The organism is Sphaerisporangium sp. NPDC049003 (assembly GCF_043197795.1).
Lineage (GTDB): Bacteria > Actinomycetota > Actinomycetes > Streptosporangiales > Streptosporangiaceae > Sphaerisporangium.
This window is the reverse complement of the sequence record NZ_JBICTU010000013.1, coordinates 164932-181032: the sequence shown is the minus strand read 5'-3', so window position 1 is coordinate 181032 and position 16101 is coordinate 164932. Positions and strand designations below refer to the sequence as shown.

Here is a 16101-nt window from a genome sequence, read left to right as displayed (position 1 = left end):
ACGGCCCCTCCCAGCGGGGGAACCACCGGGGAACCACGCCCACCGGCATCGGTTCGCACCCGCCGCGCCGAGCGTCACGAGATGAGATCAGTGATTGCTTAGCCACAGATTGTTATCTAGGCTCTCCCCCATGGGCATTCCTACCGAACCTATCGGAAGTCTCCCTCGACCCCCCGCTCTGCTGGCCGCACTCTCCGGCCACTCCGAAGGCCGGATCGGCGACGCCGAGCTGGCCGCGCTGCAGGCCGAGGCCGTCGCCGACACCATCGCACGACTGGAGCGGCTCGGCTGCCCGGTCGTCGTCGACGGCGAGCAGTCCAAGCCGAGCTTCGCCACCTACCCGATCACCGGGCTGGACGGCCTCAGCCCCGACGGCGCCGTCATACCCTTCGCCGACGGCCACACCCGGCAGCTGCCGCGCCTGACCTCCGGGCCGTTCCGCTACCAGGTGCACGCCGACACCTACCTGCGGGAGGCACAGCGCCACACCGCCCTGCCGGTGAAACAGGCGGTCATCGCCCCCTCGGCGCTGAGCCTGCTCTACCCCGCCGACGGCATCGACGACTACCCGCGCAAGACCTTCCTTGACGACCTGACCGCCGAGGCCGAGGCGGACATCCGCGGCTGCCTGGACGCCGGCGCCCATGTGGTGCAACTCGACTTCACCGAGGGCAGGCTGTCGCTCAAGCTCGACCCGAGCGGCGGCCTGCTCGACGACTTCGTCACCCTCAACAACCAGGTGCTGGAACGATTCAGCGAAACCGAACGGTCCCGCATCGGCGTGCACACCTGCCCCGGCGGGGACCAGGACTCCACCCACAGCCTGGACGTCGACTACGCGGGCCTGCTGCCGAAACTGTTCGGCCTGCGGGCCGGCAACTTCTACATCCAGCTGGCCAGCGAGCCCGACCCCGAGCGAGTGCTGGGCGTCATCCGCGACAACCTCCCCTCCGGGGCGAAGGTCTTCGTCGGCGTGACCGACCCGATCGACCCACGGGTCGAGACGCCCGAGCAGGTCCGTGACCTGCTGCTCCTGGCCGCCCGGTACATCCCGGCCGAGCAGCTCGGCAGCTGCGACGACTGCGGGTTCTCCCCGTTCGCCGACGACACCTCCACCTCCCGTGAGATCGCGTTCGCCAAGATCACCGCCCGCCTGGAGGGCACCGCGCTGGCCGCGGAGTCCCTCGGGGCCTGACACACCCCCCGACCGATAGGCCGACGGGCACCCGCGGAGTCGCGGGTGCCCGTGACCGCCTGGTCGACGTGGTACTCCTTCGAGGCGGTGCTCGTCACCGGCCGAAAACCTGTCGCCGGCATGGCCGGGCCCGCCCACAATCGCCTGTATGACGATCACGTACCAATGGCGCGGCGCCTTCGGCAACACCGAGGTCAACACCCTGCACGCGGAGGGTTTCCAGCACGCCCCGCCGGCCGACGACTGGTGGACGCAGGTGAACCGGCACAGCCTGGGATGGGTCTGTGCCCGGCAGGACGGCGGGCTCGCCGGTTTCGTCAACGTCGCCTGGGACGGCGGCGTCCACGCCTTCCTCCTCGACACCCTGGTCACCGCGCGCCATCGACGCCACGGCGTCGCGACGCGACTGGTCGCCATCGCCACCCAGGAGGCACGCGCCGCCGGATGTGAGTGGCTGCACGTGGACTTCGAGGACCACCTGCGCGGCTTCTACTTCGACGCCTGCGGATTCGAACCCGCCAACGCCGGGCTCATCGCGCTGTAACCGCTGGTGACCGCTCCCCCGGACTACGCCCGTGGTGAATTCGAGGTGCCGCCGGTCACGAGGAAGCCCAGGATGGCCCGTATGAGGCTTCTTGTACTCGGTGGCACGCATTTCGTGGGACGGGCCGTCGTCGAAACGGCACTGGCGAGCGGCCATGACGTCACCACGCTGAACAGAGGAATGAGCCGACCCCCGGCCACGGGGGTGGACCCGATCACCGTGGACCGCACCGACCCCGGCGCGCTGCGCCGCGCGCTCGGAGACCGGCATTGGGACGCGGTCATCGACGCCTGGAGCGGCGCACCACGCGTGGTCCGCGACTCCTGCGAGCTGCTCACCGGCCGCACCGGTCACTACGGGTACGTGTCCAGCCGATCGGTCTACCGCTGGCCGTTCCCCCTTGGCGTCGACGAGCACGCCCCGCTGGTCGAGGGCGACCCCGACTCCGCCGACGGCGAGGACTACGCCGCCATGAAACGCGGCGGCGAACTCGCCGTCCTGCGCGCCTTCGGCGACCGGGCCCTGCTCGCCCGCGCCGGGCTGATACTCGGGCCGTACGAGAACATCGGACGGCTGCCCTGGTGGCTTCGCCGCATCGCGCGCGGCGGACGGGTCCTGGCACCCGGCGGCCCCTCCCGCCCGCTCCAGTACATCGATGCCCGGGACCTGGCGAAATGGATGCTCGGCACCGCCGAGCGTGGTGTCGCCGGCGCGTTCAACACCGTGAGCCGCCCCGGGTTCACCACCATGGGCGAACTGCTCGAAACGGCGGTGAAGGTGACCGGGTCGGACGCGGAGCTGGTCTGGGCCTCCCCCGAGGTGCTCGACGAGGCCGGCGTCGCCCCGTGGACCGAGATGCCGATCTGGCTGCCCCAGGACGCCGAGTACGGCGGCATGCACGACTCCGACGTAACGGCCGCACACGACGCAGGACTCACCTGCCGCCCGGTCCAGGAGACGGTCGCCGACACCTGGGCCTGGCTCCAGACCGAAGGAGACCCCGTGCCACGGCCCGACAGGCCTCGGCACGGCATCGACCCGGCCAAGGAGCGGCGCATCCTGGACATGCTCACCTGACATACCAGGGGTGCGGCCGATGACTCACCACGGCCCTCGACCGGCGGGCCGGTGACGGGAGCAGGGGGCGAGGCTCAGAAGATGTCATGGCCAAGTCCTGCGGCCGACGGCGGCAGATCACCCGCTACGGAGGCTCTGGCCGGGGAGGCCGTGTTGCTCGCGGCGCTGAATGCCGAACGGACCGGCCTGATGCGCGAAATCGTGGCGACCTTGCAGGCCGAACAGGACGCGATCATCCGATCCGACCACCACGGCGTGCTGGTGGGCCGCGCGGTGATGGCCGAGGTGCTGGCCGCCGCCGTACGCGAGCGACAGGCACCGCCTGGCGTCGGCGTTTCCTTCGCGTTCGGTACCGACATCCTGCACGTGGACCCCGACGCCTGCGCGCGAGCCGCGGCACAAGCCCGCGCCTCCGGCTTGCCGCACAATCAGGCGCGGCCGTTCTTCGTCAACGCGATGCGCCCCAGCTGAGCGAGTCCGAGCGCGCATCGCTGATCCGGGCCCCCGGCGGCTGGAGTACGGCCGACGTGCCCCTGCTGGACGAGGCCGCCGAACTGCTCGGCGTCGACGATCGGGCCGTTCGGGCACGGGCGGCGCGAGAACGTGCCCAGCGCATCGCGTATGCCCAAGGGGTTCTGGACATCGCCTCCGGCGCGCGGTCCGGCGACGGCGAGCGGTGATCGTCCCCGATGAACGGGCCGCCGAACTGGCCGCCGCGATCCAGGCGACGCTCCCCGACGCCGCCTTCGGCCCCCACCCCGATCTGACGGCCCGGGTCGTGGTCCTGGGGGTCAAGCAGGCCAAAGGCCTCGAATTCGACTCGGTGCTGATCGCCGATCCGGCCGCGATCCTGACCGCCTCACCCCGGGGACACAACGACCTGTACGTGGCGATGACCCGGGCCACACAGCGGCTCGGAATCCTGCATCCAGGACCGGCGCCCGCCGAAATCACCCATACCGTGCGCGACACCGGGAGCCCCTGTCGTTGACCACGCCGGCCGAGCGGTCCGAAGCACCCTGAGGGCCCTGGCAGACCCAACCGCCGTGAACCCGCCCTCCTCCTGCGCGCGGCATCGACAATGGCTCCCGGCCCGGGTCAGGCGCGGAAGTCGTCGGTGCGTTCGGGGGTCGCCTTGGCGAGGAGGTCGCGGATGGCGTCGGCCTCCACCGACTGGCCGTACACGGGCGTGCCGGGCTGCTGGCGCCAGGATTCGTCGATGCCTCCGGCGTCGACGGTGTCGAAGCCGAGTTCGTCGATGAGGTCGCGGACGACCTGCTTGGCCGCCTGGTCGTCACCGGCGATCGGCAATGCGACGCGGCCGGGGGTCCCCTTGGGTCGCGGCAGGTCGAGGATGTGCTGGGCGTAGGTGCCGTTGAACGCCTTGATCACGGGGTGGCCGAGGTGCTGCTCGGTCCAGCGGCTCTCGGTCAGGCCGTCCTCGATGGAGGCGATCAGGCCGTCCCGCTGCTTCGGGTAGTAGTTGCCCGTATCGATGACCGCGACGCTCCGCGGCACCCCGTCGAAGAGGCCGGCGGGCAGGTGGGGAACGCTCTTCACGGGGATGGCGACGATGACGACCTCCGTGCCGCGCGTGGTCTCCTCGACGGCGACGGGGGTGGCGCCGGTCTCCTCGGCGAGCTCGGTGAGGGTCTCGGGGCCGCGCGAATTGGCGACGGCGACCTCATGGCCCAGAGCGGTGAGACGGCGGGTGAGGTTGCCGCCGATGTTGCCGGCCCCAATGATGCCGATCTTCATCAGATACCTCCAGCGTGGAGACCCCGTCCTTCAGGACGGGGAGGGAACGCGGCGCGGTGCCGCATGGTTCGGTGATCTGTTCGACACAGGTGCCTTGCCACTGTAGACGGATTCCGGCGGTCGCGGAAGTTTTCCGGTAGGTAATTAGGGTTTTTTATAGGTCGACGGCCTTTACTTTGTAGATCAACTACTTGGCCCGGCCGGCGGTCGCGGCCGCGTGGCACGCGCCGTGCCCGTCGGCCCGGGCGACGACGCGGCTCCCTTCGACGCGGATCGCGGCCTCGGTCCCGTCGCTCACCGCCGGAACGCCCGCCCTCGCGGCGAGCTCACCGGACTCGTCGTACACCACCCGCAGGCGCGGCCAGGCCGACGGCGGGAAGGCCGCGCGCAGGCAGGTGCGCAGGTCGGCGATGACCAGCCGGGCCAGCGGCGCGAACTCGTCGGGGTCGCCGGTGACCAGGACGGCGGTGACCTCGGCTCCGGGCGGCGCGGCGCGCACCGCCTCCTCGGCGGCTTCGAGCCGGTGCAGCCCGAGGATCGCCACGACGCCGTCGGCCGCCAGCGGCGCGGGCTCGCCGCTCACCGCGTCCATCATCTGTGGCGGCGACCACGCCTCGTCCACGGGCCGTGCCTTCGGCACCCAGGGCAGGTGCGGGGGCGCCCACACGTCGTCGAACTCAAGGCCCGCCAGCTGTTCGCAGACGCTGACGACGTTGAAAGGCTCGATGAAGCCGGGCGCGGCGGCGGCCATCTGGCTCGCGCCGTGCAGGGTCGTGAGCACGGCCTCCGCGACGTGCATCCGGCGGGCCGCGGGCGCGCCGGATGGGCTCAGGCGCTCCAGGGCCAGCCCGAGCAGGATCGCGTCCAGCTTCATGAGCTGCGCGAACGGCAGCCGGGTCTGCTCATCGGCGAGGACCTCGGGCATCAGGTCCATGCCGAGCCTGGCCGGGCCGTTCTGCGCGTCGGTGGCGAGGGGAAGGCGCGCGACCCAGACGCGAGCGAACGCGCCGAGCGCCTCGCGGGCGGAGCGGCCGCCCTCGGCGCGAGACGCCTCGGGGATGCGCCCGCCAGGGCCGTACCCGGGGTCGGACGCCTCTGGCGTGCTCCCGGCGACGTCGTGCCCGTGAGGCGGTTCGGGCGCGCGCCCGGCGAGGTCGTGCCCGGGGTACGGCTCCTCGGGCGCGCGTTCGGCGAGGTCGGCCAGGACGGCGAAGTAGAGGGCCCGTTTTCCGGGGAAGTTGGAGTACACCGCGCCTCGGGTGAGCCCGGCGCGCTCGGCGATGCCGTCGATCTTGGCGTCGCGGAAGCCCCTCTCGGTGAACTCGTCCCTGGCGGCGGCCAGCACCTTGGCACGGTTGAACTCGCGCATCTCCGCCCTGGTGAGCCGGCCCATCGTCCTCCCCGTCTCCCGTCGCCCGCGATTGCCACGCGCGCCGATCCAAGATACCGTCACCATTCAGATGATGAGATCATATGTTCATGCCATTTCAATTATGGGAGGAACCATGAGCGGCGTCCCCGAGATCGACCTCACCGACCCCGAGGTCATGCGCGACCCCTTCACCGTCTACGGACGCGCCCGGGAGCGGTCCCCGCTGGCGCGGTTGCTGATCCCCGGTCTCCCGATGTGGGCCCTCACCCGGCACGAGGACGGCAGGGCGATGCTGGGCGACCCGCGATTCGAGCTCAACGCCAACAGCTTCATGCGGCCTGACGTGCCCGAAGACTGCCTGCCGTACATGCGGACCATGACCGAGATGAGCCCGCCGGAGCACGCGCGGCTGCGCAGGCTGGTGGCCCCCGCGTTCACCGCGCGCCGCGCCGCGGACTTCCGGCCGGGGATGGAGCCGATCGTCGAGAGGCTGCTCGACGACCTGCCGGGCCATGTCGAGGACGGCTCTGTCGACCTGTTCACCCACCTGACGCGGCCGTTGCCGATGGACGTCATCTGCGAGCTGGTCGGCATCCCCGAGCCCGACCGCCCGCGGTGGCGCGCGTACGGCGCCACCGTGGCGGCGGGTTCGGGGAAGGGGTTCGCCGAGGCCGTGCCGGGGATCATGGAAGGCGCCAAGGCCGCGGTGGCGCGCCGGCGCGGTGAGCTCCGCGACGACCTGGTCTCCGACCTCATCCGCGCGCAGGCCGAGGACGGCGACCGGCTCGACGACACCGAGATGGTCACGCTGGTCTGGCAACTCGTCCTCGCGGGGCAGACGCCCACGAACCTCATCGCCAACGCCGTGCTTGCCCTGCTCTCCCACCCCGGGCAGCTCGCCGTGCTGCGCGAGGATCCCGGGCTCATGCCGCTCGCCGTCGAGGAGCTGATGCGCTGGTGCGGTCCGACGCTGCTTTCGATCCCCCGTTACGCGCGGGAGGACATCGAGCTCCACGGCGTGCCGGTGCGCAAGGGAGAGGCCGTCACCGTCGCGGTCGCCGCCGCCAACCGCGACCCGCGCGCGTTCGCCGACCCCGACCGGTTCGACGTCGGACGGCGCGGCGGGGCTGGCCACCTGGGCTTCGCTCACGGCCCGCACTTCTGCCTGGGGGCGTCTTTCGCCCGCGTGCAGACCGAGGTCGCGCTCACGGGGCTGCTGCGCCGCTTTCCCGGCTTGGCGCTCGCCGCCTCCCCGGACGAGCTGCGCGCCCCCGACCCGGGCACCTGGCGGCTGACCGCGCTGCCGGTGACCCTCTGACGGCCAGGCCCCAGGACCTCCGACGAGGCTCGTCCACCCGGCCGGTCACCGGTCCTCGAACCCGTGCCGTGACACATCCGCTTGCCTGCCCTCCCCCGTCGATGGAACATGGTCACGTTGCCAGTTGTGGCAGTTCCCGATCGGAATGGTGGGAAATATGCGGGTCATCGGCGCGGGGTTCGGCCGTACCGGAACGCTGTCCCTCAAGACCGCCCTGGAGCGGCTGGGCTTCGGGCCGTGCCACCACATGACGGAGGTCTTCACCAACCCCGGCCAGATCCACCGCTGGCTGGCCATCGCCCAGGGACAGCGGGCCGACTGGGACGCGCTCATGGGCGGCTACGGCTCATGCGTCGACTGGCCCGCCGCCGCCTACTGGCGTGAGCTCGCCGAGCACTACCCCGAGGCCAAGGTCGTCCTCACGGTACGAGATCCCCGGCGCTGGCTGGACAGCATGAACGCCACCATCCTCAAGCAGCGCGGCCGGAGCGGCACGCTGGTGGGGAAGACGATGCTACGGGTGTCCTCCCTGCTGGGCACCGACTTCGCGGCGTTCGGCGAGATGAGCCGGCTGACCGTCGACAGGCGGGTGTTCGGCGGGCGCATGGGCGACCCCGAGCACGCGATGAAGACCTTCCAGGCGCACATCGAAGAGGTCACGGCGGCCATCCCGCCCGAGCGGCTGCTCGTCTTCGAGGTCCGCCAGGGCTGGGAGCCGCTGTGCGCGTTCCTGGAGGTACCGGTGCCGGCCGAGCCCTTCCCGAGGGTCAACGACGCCGGAGACTTCGAGAAGCACGCCAGGTCGAGGCTGCTCCCGATGCTCCTGAGGCGCAGCCGGTAGCCGGGCGTGTAGAGGACGACGACTGGCCGATGGCCGGGTTCACCGGGGGTGCCGCTCCGCCCAGGAGGCCAGGGCGGCCTCGCTGGTGACGTGGTCGAGCCCGACGGCGACCGCGCCGCGCAGCGCGCCCTCGTCGCCGTGCGCCGCGTCGAGGACCGGCGGGGGCTGTGCCCTGCGGAAGGTCATCAGGCCCTCGGCGTAGGCCTCGCCGAACTCGGCGGGGGCGGCGGCGCGCAGAGGACCGGCGAACCCGCCCAGTGTGACGACGTCGGGGGCGTGCGCGTTGACCAGCCCGGCGATGCCGCTCGCCAGCGCGCGGGCGACGGCGGCCACCGCCCGCCTGGCCGCCGCGTCGCGGGGAGCGCGGTCGAGCACGTCACGCATGTACGTATGCGGGTCGGCCGGAGGAGGCTCGCCGAGGTGGCGGGCGAGGGCGCGCCCGTCGACCTCCAGGTCCCAGCAGCCGCGGGCGCCGCAGGGGCAGCGCAGCCGCCGGTCACCGAAGGGGATGTGCCCGTACTCGCCACCCGCGCCCCCCGCTCCCGTCACGGGATGCCCGCCGACGATGAGGGCTCCGCCGATGCCGACCTCGACCAGCAGGTGCAGGGCGGTGGCGGCGCCCGAGGCGGAACCGGTGCGGGCCTCCGCGACGCCGGCGAGGGTCGCGTCGTTGCCCACGAGCAGCGGCAGGCCGGACCCGGCGATCAGCCCGGTGAGGTCGACCGGGCCCCAGCCCAGGCTGGAGGCCTGGACGAGGTGGCCGTCGACGAACGTCGCGGCCACGGCGAGGGAGACCGCGCGCACCCGCTCCCCGTACCACCGCCGCGAACGGTCGAGGACCTGGCGCAGCTCGGCGAGCACGGGACCTGGGTCACGGCTGGCATGGCGGCCGGCCTGGAGGTGCTCGACCCGCCCGTCCAGCGTCGCCACGGCGCAGCGCCAGTCCTCCTGGCGCAGTTCGGCGGCGAGGACCAGCGGACCCGAGGGATGAGGCGCGAGGACCGTCGTCGGCCGCCCACGTCCTCGCACCGGTGCGGGGGTCTCGGTGAGCAGGCGCAGGTCGCGCAGCCGCGCGGTGATCTCGGTGGCCGAGCCGGTGCTGAGGTTCAGCCGCCGGGCGACCGACGCTCGGGTGATCCCCGGCTCCCTGCGCACCTGCGCCAGCACGTCCGCCGCCGCGCGCCACCGCGCGTTTCGTGCCCGTTCGGGTCTGTCACTTGCCATCGGTAGCACCCATCGTCTTATGCTCGTGCAACGAGTATAACCGGGAGGGCCGAATGGACCTGAGAGACGTGGACCGCCGTCCTGCTCGCCATTGGGACGGCCCGAGACGGGAAGAGACGGGAAGAGTGAACCGCGATGAGTGAACCCGCCCACCTCCCCACATCGAAGAACACGGCCGGCTCACCCCCTCCCACCGACGTAACCGGCCCTCCCACCGACACCGGGACCGGCTCACGGGAGCCGAAGGACGCCGCGACCGGCTCACCGGTCGGCGGGAAAGGCACGGAAGGGGCGGGAGCCGCCGAGGAGCGGGCGGGCGGGGCCGGGGCGGCGCGGAACGCGCGCGGCGATCTCCAGGTCGGAATCGCCCAGGCCGCCCTTGGGTTCTGCGTGACGAGCCTCGGTGCCACCTTGGTGATGCTGGCGCGCGACCTGCGCGTCCCCGTGGGAAGCATCGCGTGGCTCGCCTCCGCCTTCGGCGCCGGCCTGCTGGCCGCCGCGGCCGCGGGACCCCTGCTCCTGCGGCGCGGCCCCCGGCCCACGCTGCGGGCCGGTGCGCTGGTCCTCGCGGCCGGCGCCGCGCTGCTCGCCCTCGCCTCCTCCCCCGCCCTCGCCGTCGCGGGCGCGCTGCTGCTCGGGCTGGGCGGCGCCGGACTGGTCCTGGTGACCCCGGCGCTGCTGGACGGCCCCGGGGTCGCGGCCCGGCTGACCAGGGTCAACGCCGCGGCCAGCACCGCGGGCGTCCTCGCTCCCCTGGCCCTGGGCGCGCTGGACTCCCTCGGCCCCACCGGACGCCTCGTCCTCCTCGCCGCCGTCCCTCCTCTGCTGGTCGCCGCGGGGGTCACCACCTCCCGTCCGGCCACCTCCCATCCGGCCACCTCCCATCCGGCCACCGCCCACCGGCCGCCCCCCGCCGGACCGCCCACCTCGGTCCCACCCGCCTCCGTCCCGCATACGCGTGGCGCGCGGGGGGTGAGGGGGGTACGGGCGTCGCGGCGGGAGGTCGCCCGGCGCTGGACGCGTGTGACGCTGGCCGTGTCGGTGGAGTTCTGCTTCGCCGTGTGGGCGGTGGCCCGGCTGCAGGAGACCGGAGTGACGCCCGGCGAGGCCGCCGGGCTGGGAAGCACGTTCGCCATCGGCATGGCCCTTGGCCGTATAGCCGCGCCACGCCTGGTCCAGCGCGTCCGCGTCGTCCCCCTGTGCGCGGTGACGATCGCCGCCGGGGCGCTGGTGGTCGTCGCCACGAACGGACCCCTCTCGGTCGCCGCCGGTCTCGCGGTCGCGGGCCTCGGCGTCGCTCCCCTCTACCCCGTGACCCTCGCCGACCTCGTCGCGACCCCGGACCTGCGGGCCTCGCACTCGGCCTCCCTGGGCGCGCTCGCCTCGGGTACGGCCATCCTGCTCGCGCCGTCCGCCCTGGCCGCCCTCGGCCAGGTGGCCGACCTTCGCCTGGCCTTTCTCGTCACCGTCCCGCTCCTCGTGGCCCTGGCCGCGATGAACCCGCGACAGTACGAGTGAGGACGTCCCGTGGCTCGGGCCGGCGGCGGCCGCCTCAGGCCGGGCGTGCCGCTGTTCACCACCGGGTTCTCACCGGCGTACTCCGAGCTCACAGGAGCCCGCACGCCGAACAGCGGCACGATCGTCCTCACCTACGCGAAGAAGCGATCCCCTCCTCCGCCGCCGTCAACTGCACGAGGAACGACTCCGCGCCGGAGACCCTCACGCGCTGGACGTGCACGGGGACGAGCCGCTGCCGGATCCCCGTGGGGAGGTCGCCGACGCCGGGAAGCAGCACCACGGCCGTCCCGCCGGGCGCGAGGACACGACGCAGTTCCGTCCACCAGTGCGACGAGGACGCGGCGAGCAGGCCGTGGGGGGCGACCTGGCCGCCCCACGGGGGATTGCTCAGCACCCGGTCGACCGTGCCGTCCGGTACGGGCAGACGGCCGGCGTCGCCCCGTTCGATGGTGACGGGCAGCCCGGCCGCGTTCCGTTCCGCCGCCCGCAACGCCTCCGACGCCAGGTCGAAGCCGTGGAAACGGGCCCCCGGCTGCTGCGACCAGGCCTCGATCAGCAGCGTTCCGGCCCCGCAGCAGGGGTCCAGGACGGTGTGACCGGGACGGATGCCGGCCATCCGCGCCATGGCGGCGGCCAGCGGAGGATGCAGGGTCCCCGGCACGGAACACCGTTTGTATTCGCGCCGGTGCAGGGGCCGGCCGGCGATCCGCAGCATGAGGGTGGCCCGCGTGCCGTCCAGGGTCACCCGCCAGCCGCTGTGGCCGGGCGGGGGCGCGGTCCCCGCCCGCCGCGAGTGGTAGCCGAGCCCCAGCCGGCGCGCCAGCGCGTGCCCGACGGCGTCCTCGACGTCGTAGCGGTTGAAGTTGCGCCTGCCCAGGAACGACGCCGACACCTCGACGCCGGTGACCTCGCCTGGGCCTCCATGACTCTCGCGCAGCCGCATCAGCGAGCCGGCCTCGGCGAGGTCGGCGAGCCGGGCGAGCGCCTCGACGCTCTCCCTGGCGGTGCCGGTGTCGGCACCCTGCGCGGCCAGCAGGAACACGTCGTCGGCGGTGCGCAGCGCGACGGCCCGCGGCTCCGATCGGCTCGTGCGGAAATGAACCTCGCGATGCCCCAGATGAGTGATCACGCCGAGTCCGAGCTGGAGTATCTCGGCGGCGAGCGCCGGCTCCAGCCCGTGAACGCAGCGCGCCACCAGGCTCGCCGTCACGTGACGGCGAGGACACTGGGACGCGGGGCGGTGAGAAAAAACGCGCGAACGCGCATAGTGATCGTTCTTCTCCCACGTCAGCCCGGGGCAGCGCTCCGCCACCCCGCCTCGTCGACGACGGGTCGAACCTCGCTTCGCCGACGGCGGGCTAGCGCAGGTGGAAGAAGAACGTGAACGTCACAGTCGAGGATCTTAGGACGGCGAAGGCCGCGCGCTCAACCGATATTCCCGCGACTGATCCGCGGGTTTCCACGAGCCGGCTCCGGCGGGGGTCACGGGCTCGGAACGCCGGTGCCGCGCCTGCCCCGGCCGGCCAGCACGTCCGCGAGCGACGGCCGGGACTCGTCCGGCCTCGGACCTCGCTGGGCGAGCTGGACCAGGACGCCGTGCGCCTCCTTGGGATGCAGGAAGACCTCGCGCCAGCGCGGGTCGACGAGGTTGAGAGCGTGCAGGCGGTAGCCCCGCTCGCTCAGCCGGGCCACGGCGGCGTCGATGTCGCTGACGTGGAAGTTCAGGTGGTGGACGCCGCCACGGCCCCGGGTGAGCTCGAAGAAGGAGTCGAAGAAGGACGACCCGGCGAGCGGCTCCATGAGCTCGATCTTGCTCCCGTTGCCGTACTCCAGCTGCAGGGTCCGGTAGCCGTTGGCCACGTTGTCGCCGCCGCCCAGGTGGACGCCCCCGAGCAGGTCGAGGTAGATCGGCAGCAGGTCCCTGATGCGCGGCGCCGCGACGGCCGTGTGGTCGAACGTCACCTCGAACCCTTCCAGCTCCCGGGCGATGTCCATCCTCGGCTCCTTCAGGCATCGAATACTAGAATTTCATTCTAGCCAGAGGATCGGGCCGGCAGGATACGCCCGCGCCCGGGGGGCGGCAGGCTCACGCGGACGACTTGGCCAGCGACGCCGAGGACAGGTGCGACAGCACCTCGCGGAGCCGCTCGCGGAACGCGGGATCGACGAGCCTTCCGGCGGGGTCGAACTGGCCCAGTTCCGGGGAGACGGTGGCGTCGGCGCCGTACACGACCGCTCCCGCCGCCCCGAGGGCACGGCGCAGCTGGGTCTGCGTCCACATCGACTCGTACGGGCGCAGGCACGACGTCACCACGACGACCGGCTTGCCCAGCAGCACCGTGCCGCCGTGCTGGGAGGACATCCAGTCGAGCGCGTGGCTCAGCTGGGGCGGCAGGACGCTGTGCCCCGGTGCCGTGATCAGCATGCCGTCCGCGTCCGCCAGGGCGTGGCAGAGCTCGTCGACGGGGCGCGGCAGCGGGCCTTCCTCGAAGGGCGGCACCTGGTCGAGCCCGTCCCAGATCTGCAACTCCGCCGACGCGGGCAGCTCCCGCCCCGAGGCCTCCAGCAGCCTGCGGACGTACGCCTTCGACAGGAGGCTCCCCGCGATTCCAACGACCTTCATGATCGACCCCGCATCTGTCGCGACCCTGCGACGTTATGAGCGAGGGGGCGCCTCATCGGCCGGGCCGCCTCACGGCGGCCGCCGGCACGTGAGCCCCCCAGCTGTCCGACACAACCGCTCAACCGCGTTGTGGTGATCGGCCACGGAGCGTCTGTCCACGGCACCGTCAGAGGTCACCCCGTCCTGCGCGAGATCCGGGATGCCGGCGTCTGCGGGCTTCACGATCAACCACACAGCGCCCGCTGCCCACGAAAACCGGTTACGAACGCGGCACACGCCGGGATCTCGCTTCTGTACCGTCCGCGGTATGAGGAAACTGGCCTTTTCCACGCTGGGCTGCTCAGGACTGCCTTTGGCCGAGGTCGCCGCGATGGCGGCGCGCACCGGCTGGCCGGGCCTGGAGCTGCGTTCCGCACCGGACGAACCCGTCCACCGAGGGCTCTCCCCGGAGGGCAGGAGGTCGGCGCGGTCCGCGCTGGCGGGCGCGACGGTGATCTGCGTCGCCTCCTACGTGAAGGTGGCCGAGCTCGGCGTCGAGGACGACGAGGTGGTGGCCGCCCTGCTCGCGGAGGCGGAGCTGGCGCGCGACCTCGGCGCGAGGGCGGTCCGCGTGTTCCCCGGAGGCCTCGGTGACGGGCACGACGACCAGCGGGCGGCACGGCGGCTACGCGCCGCGGCGCCGAGGCTGCCCAACGGCGTCGAGATCTGGCTGGAGACCCACGACTCCCACCCGAGGGGCCGTGACATCGCGCGTGTGCTGTCCGTGGTGGACCGCCCGGGGGTGCGGGCGATCTGGGACGTCGCCCATCCGTGTCTGGCCGGGGAGGCGGTCGCCGATACGGCGGCGGTGCTGGCGCCGTGGCTGGCCCACGTCCAGGTGAAGGACCGGCCTTCGCCGGAGGACCCCACGCCGGTGCCGCTCGGCGACGGCATGCTGCCGCTGGGGCCGGTGCTCACCACCCTGCGTGACGCCGGTTACGGTGGGTGGGTGAGCCTGGAGTGGGAGCACAAGTGGCATCCGGCCCCCACGCCCCTGGAGGAGGCGCTGCGCGCCGGGCGCGCATGGCTGGCCACCCTGCCCGGGCTCGATTAGCACACCTGTTCTCCGCCCCCACGGCGACCCGCCTTTTCCCGGTGTGGTCGACTGCTATAAGGGGTTTCGGATGCTTTCTCGCCATCGATGGCCGGTCAGAACCCGGCTCACGGTGTACGCGGGCGTGGTGGCGGCCCTGTTCTCCGCCGTGCTCGCCACTGTCCTGCTCGTCGCCATCCAGCGCCTGGCCACCGAGTATCTCACCGAGGAGGTCGTCGGCTCGGCCGGACGGATCGCCGCGGACACCGATCGTGGCCATATCCGCACCCCGATATCGCACGGCCTCGTCCGCAAGCACCAGGTGATCGACCCCTCGGGCAAGGTGGTGGCGGCGTCCGAGGAGATGCGGGGCAAGCCCGTCATGGCCCAATTCGATCTGGCCGGGGGACACAACAGGGGCACCACCGTCGTGTGCGACCACTCCTTCCCCCAGGGAGAGTGCGACATCGTGGCGGCCCAGCAGGTCGACCGCTCCGGCGAGATCTGGACCATCTACAGCGCCGCCCCCGTCATCCCGCCCCTGGTCCATCCGGTCATCTCCACACTGGTGATCGGCAGCGCGCTGCTGCTGACGGCGGGCATCACCTACGGCGCCCACCGTGTCATCGGCGCGTCCCTCGGCCCCGTGGAGGCCATCCGGTCGGAGCTGGACGAGATCAACGCCACCTGCCCGGGCCGCCGGGTGCCGGTCCCCGACAGCGAGGACGAGATCCACGACCTGGCCCAGAGCGTCAACCACACCTTGGGGCGGCTCCAGGCGGCGATGGAGCAGCAGCGCCGGCTCACCTCGGACGCCTCCCACGACCTGCGCAGCCCGATCACCGCCATACGGGCCGAGGTCGAGGACGCGCTGATGGCCTCCAGGGGCCACAACTGGCCGGCGACGGGCCGCGCCGTGCTCGGCGGCCTGGACCGGCTCCAGGCGATCGTGGTGGACCTGCTGACCGTCGCCCGGCTGGACGCCGGCACGCCCGGCTCCCGCGTCCCGGTCGACCTGGCGGAGCTGGTCACCGCCGAGATGGAGGCCCGCCATCCGGTCAAGCGGCTCGAATACGTCCTCGACAAGGACGTCGTGGTCATGGGCGACCGGATCCGGCTCGCCCGGCTGGTCACCAACCTGGTCGACAACGCCGAACGGCACGCCGACACCACGATCACCATCACGGTGTGCCTTGCGCCCGGCACCGGCGCCGGGCACTTCGCCGCCGGCACCGCGAGGCTGGAGGTCCTCGACGACGGCGCCGGGATCGCCCCCGACAAGCGCGAGCTGGTGTTCCAGCGGTTCGCCCGGCTGGACGCCGCACGCAGCAGGGACGCGGGCGGCACCGGCCTCGGGCTGCCGATCGCCCGGCAGATCGCCGAGATGTCCGGCGGAACCCTCAATATCGAGGACAGCCCGCGTGGCGCGCGCTTCGTACTTCGCCTCCCGCTCGCCTTGCCGGAGCCCGGCGCGGGCGGCGAATCGTTCCCGCCGGAACATGGGCACCTGGGATGAGGACGGCCCGTCAGGGCAGGCCGGGGTGGAGCTCTGACCTCCC

17 protein-coding genes are annotated in these 16101 nt (G+C 72.6%); 11 read left to right on the top strand and 6 right to left on the bottom strand.

The window, feature by feature from the left end; genetic code table 11:
- Nucleotides 1-130: 130 nt before the first annotated feature.
- The 6 genes from ACGFIV_RS16570 (at nucleotide 131) to ACGFIV_RS16545 (ending at nucleotide 3807) form a co-directional block, all read left to right on the top strand.
- A complete protein-coding gene (locus tag ACGFIV_RS16570; RefSeq protein ID WP_358554229.1) occupies nucleotides 131-1195 on the top strand; it encodes a cobalamin-independent methionine synthase II family protein in 1065 nt (354 codons plus the stop codon).
- A gap of 148 nt (nucleotides 1196-1343) precedes the next feature.
- Nucleotides 1344-1739: a GNAT family N-acetyltransferase gene (locus ACGFIV_RS16565; RefSeq protein ID WP_358554226.1), complete on the top strand. Its 396-nt coding sequence runs from the start codon at nucleotides 1344-1346 to the stop codon at nucleotides 1737-1739.
- 81 nt (nucleotides 1740-1820) lie between these two features.
- On the top strand, nucleotides 1821-2816 hold the full coding sequence (locus ACGFIV_RS16560; protein WP_358554223.1) for an NAD-dependent epimerase/dehydratase family protein: 996 nt from the start codon (nucleotides 1821-1823) through the stop codon (nucleotides 2814-2816).
- A gap of 153 nt (nucleotides 2817-2969) precedes the next feature.
- Nucleotides 2970-3287: a hypothetical protein gene (locus ACGFIV_RS16555; RefSeq protein ID WP_358554221.1), complete on the top strand. Its 318-nt coding sequence runs from the start codon at nucleotides 2970-2972 to the stop codon at nucleotides 3285-3287.
- Between the two features lie 56 nt (nucleotides 3288-3343).
- Entirely contained in the window at nucleotides 3344-3496 is a 153-nt protein-coding gene (locus ACGFIV_RS16550; RefSeq protein ID WP_358554218.1) for a hypothetical protein, read from the top strand.
- Nucleotides 3493-3807: an ATP-binding domain-containing protein gene (locus ACGFIV_RS16545; protein WP_358554215.1), complete on the top strand. Its 315-nt coding sequence runs from the start codon at nucleotides 3493-3495 to the stop codon at nucleotides 3805-3807. Before ACGFIV_RS16550 ends, ACGFIV_RS16545 begins: the two co-directional genes overlap by 4 nt.
- A 107-nt stretch (nucleotides 3808-3914) precedes the next feature.
- Here the strand turns inward: ACGFIV_RS16545 and ACGFIV_RS16540 are convergent, their stop codons facing one another.
- Together ACGFIV_RS16540 and ACGFIV_RS16535 are read right to left on the bottom strand one after the other, a co-directional pair.
- The gene (locus tag ACGFIV_RS16540; protein WP_358554212.1) at nucleotides 3915-4574 is read right to left on the bottom strand and encodes an NAD(P)-binding domain-containing protein; all 660 of its coding nucleotides are present in this window, start codon (nucleotides 4572-4574) and stop codon (nucleotides 3915-3917) included.
- A gap of 187 nt (nucleotides 4575-4761) precedes the next feature.
- Nucleotides 4762-5967: a TetR/AcrR family transcriptional regulator gene (locus ACGFIV_RS16535; protein WP_392835654.1), complete on the bottom strand. Its 1206-nt coding sequence runs from the start codon at nucleotides 5965-5967 to the stop codon at nucleotides 4762-4764.
- 112 nt (nucleotides 5968-6079) lie between these two features.
- On the opposite strand from ACGFIV_RS16535, the gene ACGFIV_RS16530 reads away from it, so the two are divergent.
- Both ACGFIV_RS16530 and ACGFIV_RS16525 read left to right on the top strand, forming a co-directional pair.
- A complete protein-coding gene (locus ACGFIV_RS16530; protein ID WP_392835651.1) occupies nucleotides 6080-7264 on the top strand; it encodes a cytochrome P450 in 1185 nt (394 codons plus the stop codon).
- A 157-nt stretch (nucleotides 7265-7421) separates the two neighbouring features.
- Nucleotides 7422-8105, top strand: coding sequence for a sulfotransferase family protein (locus tag ACGFIV_RS16525; RefSeq protein WP_392835648.1), 684 nt, complete (start codon nucleotides 7422-7424; stop codon nucleotides 8103-8105).
- A 39-nt stretch (nucleotides 8106-8144) separates the two neighbouring features.
- On the opposite strand, the gene ACGFIV_RS16520 is transcribed toward ACGFIV_RS16525, so the two are convergent.
- The gene (locus ACGFIV_RS16520; protein ID WP_392835646.1) at nucleotides 8145-9329 is read right to left on the bottom strand and encodes an ROK family protein; all 1185 of its coding nucleotides are present in this window, start codon (nucleotides 9327-9329) and stop codon (nucleotides 8145-8147) included.
- 135 nt (nucleotides 9330-9464) lie between these two features.
- Here ACGFIV_RS16520 and ACGFIV_RS16515 point away from each other — a divergent pair, with 135 nt between their 5' ends.
- Nucleotides 9465-10847 (top strand): MFS transporter, encoded by a 1383-nt coding sequence (locus tag ACGFIV_RS16515; protein WP_392835642.1) that lies wholly within the window; start codon nucleotides 9465-9467, stop codon nucleotides 10845-10847.
- A 127-nt stretch (nucleotides 10848-10974) separates the two neighbouring features.
- Here the strand turns inward: ACGFIV_RS16515 and ACGFIV_RS16510 are convergent, their stop codons facing one another.
- The 3 genes from ACGFIV_RS16510 to ACGFIV_RS16500 all read right to left on the bottom strand — a co-directional run bounded on the left by ACGFIV_RS16510 (nucleotide 10975) and on the right by ACGFIV_RS16500 (nucleotide 13470).
- A complete protein-coding gene (locus tag ACGFIV_RS16510) occupies nucleotides 10975-12057 on the bottom strand; it encodes a methyltransferase domain-containing protein (protein WP_392835640.1) in 1083 nt (360 codons plus the stop codon).
- Between the two features lie 272 nt (nucleotides 12058-12329).
- The gene (locus tag ACGFIV_RS16505; protein ID WP_358561686.1) at nucleotides 12330-12842 is read right to left on the bottom strand and encodes a VOC family protein; all 513 of its coding nucleotides are present in this window, start codon (nucleotides 12840-12842) and stop codon (nucleotides 12330-12332) included.
- Between the two features lie 91 nt (nucleotides 12843-12933).
- Entirely contained in the window at nucleotides 12934-13470 is a 537-nt protein-coding gene (locus tag ACGFIV_RS16500) for an NAD(P)H-dependent oxidoreductase (protein ID WP_358561689.1), read from the bottom strand.
- Nucleotides 13471-13777: 307 nt separating this feature from the next.
- Between ACGFIV_RS16500 and ACGFIV_RS16495 the strand changes: the two genes are divergently transcribed.
- A complete protein-coding gene (locus ACGFIV_RS16495) occupies nucleotides 13778-14563 on the top strand; it encodes a sugar phosphate isomerase/epimerase family protein (RefSeq protein ID WP_358561692.1) in 786 nt (261 codons plus the stop codon).
- A 70-nt stretch (nucleotides 14564-14633) separates the two neighbouring features.
- Nucleotides 14634-16058, top strand: a complete 1425-nt coding sequence (locus ACGFIV_RS16490) for a sensor histidine kinase (protein ID WP_392835634.1) — start codon at nucleotides 14634-14636, stop codon at nucleotides 16056-16058.
- Nucleotides 16059-16101 lie beyond the last annotated feature (43 nt).

Coding starts and splice junctions, on each gene's coding strand:
- ACGFIV_RS16570 (WP_358554229.1), top strand. CDS start 131: ATGGGCATTCCTACCGAACCTATCGGAAGTCTCCCTCGACCCCCCGCT.
- ACGFIV_RS16565 (WP_358554226.1), top strand. CDS start 1,344: ATGACGATCACGTACCAATGGCGCGGCGCCTTCGGCAACACCGAGGTC.
- ACGFIV_RS16560 (WP_358554223.1), top strand. CDS start 1,821: ATGAGGCTTCTTGTACTCGGTGGCACGCATTTCGTGGGACGGGCCGTC.
- ACGFIV_RS16540 (WP_358554212.1), bottom strand. CDS start 4,574: ATGAAGATCGGCATCATTGGGGCCGGCAACATCGGCGGCAACCTCACC.
- ACGFIV_RS16535 (WP_392835654.1), bottom strand. CDS start 5,967: ATGGGCCGGCTCACCAGGGCGGAGATGCGCGAGTTCAACCGTGCCAAG.
- ACGFIV_RS16530 (WP_392835651.1), top strand. CDS start 6,080: ATGAGCGGCGTCCCCGAGATCGACCTCACCGACCCCGAGGTCATGCGC.
- ACGFIV_RS16525 (WP_392835648.1), top strand. CDS start 7,422: ATGCGGGTCATCGGCGCGGGGTTCGGCCGTACCGGAACGCTGTCCCTC.
- ACGFIV_RS16520 (WP_392835646.1), bottom strand. CDS start 9,329: ATGGCAAGTGACAGACCCGAACGGGCACGAAACGCGCGGTGGCGCGCG.
- ACGFIV_RS16515 (WP_392835642.1), top strand. CDS start 9,465: ATGAGTGAACCCGCCCACCTCCCCACATCGAAGAACACGGCCGGCTCA.
- ACGFIV_RS16505 (WP_358561686.1), bottom strand. CDS start 12,842: ATGGACATCGCCCGGGAGCTGGAAGGGTTCGAGGTGACGTTCGACCAC.
- ACGFIV_RS16500 (WP_358561689.1), bottom strand. CDS start 13,470: ATGAAGGTCGTTGGAATCGCGGGGAGCCTCCTGTCGAAGGCGTACGTC.
- ACGFIV_RS16495 (WP_358561692.1), top strand. CDS start 13,778: ATGAGGAAACTGGCCTTTTCCACGCTGGGCTGCTCAGGACTGCCTTTG.
- ACGFIV_RS16490 (WP_392835634.1), top strand. CDS start 14,634: ATGCTTTCTCGCCATCGATGGCCGGTCAGAACCCGGCTCACGGTGTAC.